Source organism: Tepidibacillus fermentans (assembly GCF_004342885.1).
GTDB lineage: Bacteria > Bacillota > Bacilli > Tepidibacillales > Tepidibacillaceae > Tepidibacillus > Tepidibacillus fermentans.
Genome location: NZ_SMAB01000009.1, coordinates 78,881 through 86,710, shown reverse-complemented (window position 1 = coordinate 86,710; position 7,830 = coordinate 78,881). Strand labels below are relative to the sequence as shown.

General features: G+C 37.1%; 7 protein-coding genes. 4 read left to right on the top strand and 3 right to left on the bottom strand.

The annotated features are described in order from the left end of the window. Nucleotides 1-127: 127 nt before the first annotated feature. From tlp to EDD72_RS07395, 3 genes are all read right to left on the bottom strand, one after another. Complete coding sequence (tlp, locus tag EDD72_RS07400; protein ID WP_132768856.1) at nucleotides 128-349, bottom strand: small acid-soluble spore protein Tlp; 222 nt, start codon at nucleotides 347-349, stop codon at nucleotides 128-130. Nucleotides 350-397: 48 nt separating this feature from the next. Further along, nucleotides 398-571 carry a hypothetical protein gene (locus EDD72_RS12540; RefSeq protein WP_165894997.1) on the bottom strand — a complete coding sequence of 58 codons (174 nt, stop codon included), beginning with the start codon at nucleotides 569-571 and terminating at the stop codon, nucleotides 398-400. A 115-nt stretch (nucleotides 572-686) separates the two neighbouring features. Further along, entirely contained in the window at nucleotides 687-1,445 is a 759-nt protein-coding gene (locus EDD72_RS07395) for an IclR family transcriptional regulator (RefSeq protein WP_132768854.1), read from the bottom strand. 222 nt (nucleotides 1,446-1,667) lie between these two features. On the opposite strand from EDD72_RS07395, the gene acnA reads away from it, so the two are divergent. The 4 genes from acnA to menC all read left to right on the top strand — a co-directional run bounded on the left by acnA (nucleotide 1,668) and on the right by menC (nucleotide 7,828). Next, nucleotides 1,668-4,373, top strand: a complete 2,706-nt coding sequence (gene acnA, locus EDD72_RS07390) for an aconitate hydratase AcnA (RefSeq protein WP_132768852.1) — start codon at nucleotides 1,668-1,670, stop codon at nucleotides 4,371-4,373. A gap of 345 nt (nucleotides 4,374-4,718) precedes the next feature. Continuing rightward, complete coding sequence (locus EDD72_RS07385) at nucleotides 4,719-5,870, top strand: M20 peptidase aminoacylase family protein (protein ID WP_132768868.1); 1,152 nt, start codon at nucleotides 4,719-4,721, stop codon at nucleotides 5,868-5,870. After that, the gene (locus EDD72_RS07380; RefSeq protein WP_243643798.1) at nucleotides 5,863-6,729 is read left to right on the top strand and encodes a GNAT family N-acetyltransferase; all 867 of its coding nucleotides are present in this window, start codon (nucleotides 5,863-5,865) and stop codon (nucleotides 6,727-6,729) included. The genes EDD72_RS07385 and EDD72_RS07380 overlap by 8 nt, the downstream gene beginning before the upstream one ends. Beyond that, entirely contained in the window at nucleotides 6,719-7,828 is a 1,110-nt protein-coding gene (gene menC, locus EDD72_RS07375) for an o-succinylbenzoate synthase (RefSeq protein ID WP_132768848.1), read from the top strand. The genes EDD72_RS07380 and menC overlap by 11 nt, the downstream gene beginning before the upstream one ends. Nucleotides 7,829-7,830 lie beyond the last annotated feature (2 nt).

Below are 7,830 nucleotides of genomic sequence, written 5' to 3'. Positions count from 1 at the left end.
TAAATAAGATAAGAATCTTAGAAAATGATGAGCAAAAAAAGACAAATCCCAACTCAAATGAAGCATTTGAGTTGGGGTTTGTCGACAGTCTGAAAGTAGCACTTCTTAAAGTGCTACTTTTTTTTCTTTACTCATGAACTTCATCTTCAATTTCTGAACGGAATCCTTTAATGGATTCTAAGCGACGTTCATTTTTTGCGATAATTTGCTGTTTTTCTTTTTCAGACATTTCGTCTTTATGAGCATTGTAATAATCTTTTGCTTCACGGAAATTTTCTTGGGTGTTTTGGATCATTTGTTGAAGTTTTTCTACGTTATCAGAACGGTCATCTGGTTTTGGTCTTGTCACGGATTGCACCCCCTTTTCTAAAGATTCGTTTGGTCTTTTTCTTTCGATTTACTCTGGAATATTCATCGTGTCCACAGTCGATTCCTCAATGAAACCATTGACATTTTTTGTGGTAATATAGCCCCCACCCAATCCTTCATTTGTCATTCGATCAATATCCATAAACATCTTCTCTCTGCCTTCATATAGGGAATCTTTTGCTTTAGGATTTTTCTTTGTCAATGAAAGGACCTCCTATCATCACTGGTACACTCATTTAAAAAGAACAAGGTGTATCCTTGTTCTTTTTTAGTATTACCCTTTGAGAAAAAAGGTTGAGTTCTTTTAATTTTTTAGATTAAAGCAGTATTAAACGATTTAAACGTTTTTGGCTTTCTTGAAGGATCGGAAGAATCTCCTTAATTCTTCGGTATGTTAATCGATTGATGGGGCCAGAGATCGTTAAAGCAGCTAAAATTTCACCAGAACGATTTTGGATGGGAACAGATAATGCTGATGTTCCCGGCTCTCTCTCCTCGAAGCTTGTTGCATATCCATTCGTTTTTACTTTGGTTAATTGTTTTTTGTATTGTACAAGATCAATTTGTTCCTTGGTCTTTAGATGTTGGAAAATCATTTCTTGTTCATGCTGATTGGAATAAGCAACAAGTACTTTACTTGAAGCACCAACAGATAGAGGCATTCTAGCTCCAATCGGTGCGACTCGACGAATGGGTAATTGACTTTCAACCGATTGAATTCGTAACCGTTCATAACCATCAATGATATACAGGCTTACTGTTTCACCTATATTGTCTCGAAGGGATTGCATTTCGGGAAGAAACAAAACTGCTGGATCATTTTTCCCTTCCATATTGGCAGCTAATTCTAAACATTTATAGCCAAGACGATATTTTTCTGTCTCCATTGATTTAATAAGGAAGCCTTTATTTTCTAGTGTTTGAACTAAACGATATACCGTGCTTTTATGTAGGGATACATGTTTTGCAATTTCTGTAAGGCTTAATTCTTTTGCCTCAAGGAAAGATAGTAAGATGTCCAATGAACGTTCTGCGGTTCGAACCATTGCTCTTTTTTCCTCGTTGTCCTTTTTCATGATAACGACTCCATTCCGTTTCGTAAAATAAAACATCATTTTATCTAATAAATTATATTGAATGAAATAAAGATCGTAAAGATAGAAAAGTTAAAAAAATAAGAAAAAAAAGATATATCCGAATTAAGAAAAAACATGTATAATAAAAACGATGAGAGAAAGAAAGGAACTCTGTTTCACTAGATGAAACGGTTCTTTTCAATATTTAAGGGAGGGGAAAGTATGGCAAACAATGACGTATTTTCTGTTCGCTCCAGCCTTCAAGTAGGAGATAAAACGTATAAGTATTACTCTCTCAAAGCCTTAGAAGAAAAGGGAATTGGAAATATTTCAAAACTTCCATTTTCTATCAAGGTATTACTTGAGGCAGCTGTACGTCAACTGGATGGTAAAGCGATTACAGAAGAACACGTAAAGCAATTAGCAAATTGGGTTGAAGGTGCAGGGAAAGATAAAGAAGTGCCTTTCAAACCAGCTCGTATTGTCCTTCAAGACTTCACTGGGGTACCAGCAGTTGTTGATTTAGCATCAATGCGTAGCGCAGTGGCAGAAGCAGGTGGAGACCCTGAAAAAATCAATCCATTAGTACCGGTAGACCTCGTAATCGACCACTCCGTAATGGTTGATAAGTTCGGTACAGATGATGCATTAGATTATAATATGACTGTTGAATTTGAACGTAACATGGAACGTTATAAATTGCTTCGTTGGGCACAAGATGCATTTGATAATTTCCGTGCTGTGCCACCAGCAACAGGAATTATTCATCAAGTTAACTTAGAATACTTAGCAAAAGTTGCATGGACAAAAGAAGTAGATGGTGAAGTTGAAGTATTTCCAGATAGCTTAGTCGGTACTGATTCCCATACAACCATGATTGATGGTCTTGGTGTTGTAGGTTGGGGTGTAGGTGGTATTGAAGCAGAAGCAGGAATGTTAGGACAGCCTCTTTACTTTGTAACCCCAGACGTTATTGGTTTTAAACTAACAGGACAATTATCTGAGGGTGCAACTGCAACAGATTTGGCATTAACCGTTGTTGAGATGTTACGTAAGAAAGGTGTAGTTGGTAAGTTCGTTGAATTCTACGGTGATGGTTTAAGCAATATTAGTCTTGCCGACCGTGCGACTGTAGCAAATATGGCTCCTGAATATGGTGCAACAATGGGTTACTTCCCAGTTGACCAAGAAACATTAAATTATCTAAGACTCACTGGCCGTGATGAACATTTAATTCAGCTTGTAGAGGCTTATTATAAAGCACAAGGTTTATTCCGCGAAGATGGAATGGAACCACCAGTATTTACAGATACCATTGAATTAGATCTTTCTACAGTTGTTCCAAGTCTTGCTGGTCCAAAGCGTCCTCAAGACCGTGTACTTTTAACGGAAATGAAAGATGCTTGGAATGAGGTTATTCGTAAACCAATCGATAAAGGTGGACTTGGATTATCTGAAGAAGAAATTGAGAAACGTGTAGAGGTAGAACACCCAAATGGAGAAAAAACAACTCTAAAAACAGGTTCTGTTGTGATCGCTGCAATTACAAGCTGTACCAATACTTCCAACCCAAGTGTAATGCTTGGTGCCGGACTAGTGGCAAAGAAAGCTGTAGAACGTGGATTAAAGAAACCTGCTTATGTAAAAAGTTCATTAGCTCCAGGCTCAAGAGTGGTTACGGATTACTTAGTCAATGCTGGTTTATTAGAGCCGCTTGAAAAATTAGGATTTAACGTTGTTGGTTATGGATGTACAACATGTATTGGAAACAGCGGTCCATTACCAGATGAAGTAAGTAAGGCAATCGAAGACAATGATCTTACTGTGACATCTGTACTTTCTGGTAACCGTAACTTTGAAGGTCGTGTACATGCACAAGTCAAAGCCAATTATCTTGCATCACCACCATTAGTTGTGGTATATGCCTTAGCTGGTACCGTGGATATTGATCTAGCGAAAGATCCAATCGGCTATGATCAAAATAACCAACCCGTTTACTTAAAAGATATTTGGCCAACAAATCAAGAGATTCAAGATGCAATCAACTCATCGATCAATGCTGAAGCATTCCGCAAACAGTATAGTTCTGTATTTACTGCTAATGAAAAATGGAATCAAATTGATGTGCCAAAAGGAAAATTATATGAGTGGGATGAGAGTTCAACCTATATTCAAAACCCACCATTCTTCCAAGGTTTAACGCCTGAAGTAGATGATATACAAGAAATAAAAGGTGCTAGAGTTCTTGCATTGCTTGGTGACTCTGTAACGACTGACCATATTTCCCCTGCAGGAAATATCAAAGTGGATAGCCCTGCTGGTAAATACCTCATTAATCATGGAGTAGAACGTAAAGACTTCAACTCTTATGGTTCACGTCGCGGTAACCATGAAGTGATGATGAGAGGTACATTTGCGAATATCCGCATCCGTAACCAAGTGGCTCCTGGCACAGAAGGTGGCGTAACCAAATATATTCCTACAGGTGAAGTCATGCCAATATATGATGCAGCAATGAAGTATCAAGCAGATGGTACTCCACTTGTTGTCATTGCTGGTAAGGAGTATGGTACGGGTAGTTCCCGTGACTGGGCAGCCAAAGGTACATTCCTACTTGGAGTAAAAGCCGTTATTGCGGAAAGCTTTGAACGAATTCACCGTAGTAACTTAGTTGGAATGGGCGTACTTCCATTACAATTTGCAGAAGGAGTAAGCTGGAAGTCTCTCAATATTGATGGTACTGAGACATTTGATATTCTTGGTCTAGATAATGATGTGAAACCAGGTCAAAGATTAAAAGTCGTTGCTACCCGTCAAGATGGTTCACAGTTTGAATTTGATGTCATATGCCGTCTTGATAGTGTAGTCGATATTGAATACTATCGTAACGGTGGTATCTTACAGACGGTATTGCGTCAAATGCAGTAACATTCCATATGAAAAATAGAAGGGGTTTCCTCACACCATCACATGTACCGGCTCGTATAGGAAGTTTATGAGTTTCAAAAAATCTTTTATAAGACTTTTAAGCCCTTGGAATCACTAGGCAATTCCAAGGGCTTTATGATGTAAATGAGGGGCTTATCTCACACGTTTATTTTATGATTCATAAAATTGATTCTATTGTAAAAAAAGTCGAAAAAAAGTTTTACAAATACATTGACTTGTTAGCGTTTTCATAAATAAGATAACTTTAAATTTTATCAATTTAATCTAATAAAAATTTTTAGAAATTCAGTCGAATTCTAGATAGCAAGGAAGAAAATTATGGAAATTAAAAGTGGTATTGAAATGATTAAGCCTAAAATCATGAACGATTTTTACTACCTTCATCAGAATCCAGAAATCAGCTGGCAAGAGTTTAAAACAACCATGTATTTAAAAGAACGCCTAGAGTCATTAGGTTTGAAAACGATGACTTTTAATGATATGACAGGAGTTGTAGGTATTTGGGATCAGCAAAAACAACATAAAAAAGGCTTAACAGTCGCTTTACGTTCAGATATTGATGCATTGTGGCAAGAACTAGATGGTAAGTGGCAAGCTAATCATTCTTGTGGACATGACGGACATATGGCGATCGTGTTAGGAACTGTAGAATTATTAAAAGTAATTGGATTTGAACCGAATGGTACATTAAAAATTATTTTTCAACCTGCAGAAGAAAATGGAACCGGAGCTTTAAAAATGGTTGAAAAGGGAATGGTCGATGACATTGACTATCTATATGGTGTCCATCTGCGCCCTATTCAGGAATTACCTTTCGGAAAAGCAAGTTCAGCTATTTTTAATGGGGCAGCACTTTTGATTAAAGGCAAAATTTACGGAACAGCAGCACATGGAGCAAGACCTCATTTAGGAGTTAATGTTATTGACGTTGCTGCTCATTTAATTCAAGCTCTCCACTCCATTTATACTGATCCAATGATTCCTGCTTCAGTTAAAATGACTCAGTTAAAAGCTGGAGGAGAAAATGCAAATATTATTCCCGATTTTGCGGAATTTTCTTTAGATATAAGGGCCCAAACCAATCAACTATTAGATGAACTTTACGAAAAAGTCAAATTCCGATTAAAAGGGATTGGGGACTTATATGGGGCAAGAATTGAAATCGTTCCTTCAAATAAGATTCCTGCTGCAGAGGTGAATCAAGAAGCGAAACAGATCATGGAAAAAGCAATAAAAGAAACGTTAAACGAAGAAAATTTGGTGCCGGGCATTGTTACTCCAGGTGGAGAAGATTTTCACTTTTATACATTACAAAGACCGTCAATTAAAGCGACGATGCTGGGGCTTGGCAGTGATCTTCAACCTGGTTTGCATCATCCTAAGATGAGCTTTAATCATACGGCATTAGTTTCAGGCGCGGAAATTCTAGCTAGGGCAATTATTCATACCTTTAAAAGGGGGAAAAATGGTGACTGAACATTTAGTAGAGACATCTTTAGAAATACGCACTTTAAAGCAAATTGATGAATTAGAAAAAATACAAGAGCTTGAAAAAATCGTATGGGGAATGTCTGAAGTCGTACCAACCCATCAGACATTAACGGCAGTTAAAAATGGAGGATTAGTATTAGGGGCCTATTATGATGAAAAGTTAGTGGGTTTTCAATATAGTTTTGCTGGCTTTAATGGCAAAGAAGTTTATCTTTGTTCCCATATGTTGGCCATTCATCCTGAATTTCGCCATTTAGGAATAGGAGAAAAATTAAAACGAGCCCAAAGAGAAGAAGCATTAAAGTTAGGTTATCAACTGATCACATGGACATATGATCCTTTAGAGAGTGTAAACGCTTATTTAAATATTGGGAAACTAGGGGCAATCACTTCTACTTATATTCTTAATGCTTATGGGGAAATGAATGATTCATTGAATCAAGGCCTTCCTTCTGATCGTTTTTTTGTAGAATGGTGGTTAAACGATATCCATGTTTCACAAAAAAGTAAGGGTATAAGGTTTGATGAGCGGAATTTTAATTCTAAGTATGTTTTGATTGAATGGAAAGTGAATGATATTGGGTTACCTATTGCCACGTCAATTCATTTATCCTTGGACCAACATCATGGTTATCTTTTTGTACCAATCCCTAGCAAATTTCAACAATTAAAACACTTAGATCTTCAATTGGCAACAGATTGGCGAATGAAAACGAGAGAAGTATTTACCTATTATTTTGAAAAAGGTTGGGCAGTTACAGATTTCTTTAAGCTATCAAGTGACGATCAAAAAGGGGTTAATTTTTATGTTCTAACGAAAAGAGGGGAAAATCGTGGAATTTAAACACATTACTTTACGACATTTAAAAATGCGACTAAAGCATCCGTTTACAACGAGTTTTGGGACTCAACAAGATAAAGAGTTTATTCTTGTAGAAATTAAGAATAAGGATGGAATTTCTGGGTGGGGTGAGTCTGTAGCTTTTACTGAACCCTTGTATAAAGAGGAAACGGTAAAAACCAATTGGCATATCATGGAGGACTTTTTAATTCCTTTACTTTTTAAAGAACCCATTAACCATCCTGATGAAGTTTCCCAACGTTTTGCTCATATTAAAGGAAATTACATGGCGAAATCGGCATTAGAAGGTGCCGTTTGGGATCTTTATGCCAAGGAACAGGGCATCTCATTAGCAAAAGCTTTAGGAGGTGAAAAAGAGAAAATTGAAGTTGGTATTAGCATAGGTATTCAAAAATCAATAGATGATCTATTGAAGATCATAGATCAATATGTAACTGAAGGTTATAAACGGATTAAAGTGAAAATCAAGCCAGGATGGGATGTTCAGGTCATTCAACAAATCCGGGAAAAATTCCCTTCTATTCAGTTGATGGCTGATGCCAATTCTGCTTATACCTTAGATGATATGGACCATTTAGCAAAACTAGATGATTTTAATCTTATGATGATCGAACAGCCTTTGGCCCATGATGATATCATTGATCATGCGGCTTTGCAAGCAAGATTAAAAACTCCCATATGCTTAGATGAAAGCATTCATTCGGTTGAAGATGCAAGAAAGGCGATTCAATTAGGCAGTTGCAAAATTATCAATATTAAAATTGGCCGAGTAGGCGGTTTGACAGAAGCGAAGAAAATTCATGATCTTTGTAAAGAAAAAGGCATACCTCTATGGTGTGGAGGAATGCTCGAATCGGGAATTGGAAGAGCCCATAACATTGCTTTAACAACCTTACCTAATTTTATTCTTCCAGGGGATACAGCTGCTTCATCTCGCTATTGGGAGCAAGATATCATTCATCCTGAGGTTGAAGTGAATAACGGGGAAATTCTCGTTCCCGATGGTCCGGGAATTGGCTTTGAGCCGAATCTCGAACAAATTGAAGAATACACTTTATACAGTAAAATTTTTCGCCCTTAAAG

Coding starts and splice junctions, on each gene's coding strand:
- EDD72_RS07395 (WP_132768854.1), bottom strand. CDS start 1,445: ATGAAAAAGGACAACGAGGAAAAAAGAGCAATGGTTCGAACCGCAGAA.
- acnA (WP_132768852.1), top strand. CDS start 1,668: ATGGCAAACAATGACGTATTTTCTGTTCGCTCCAGCCTTCAAGTAGGA.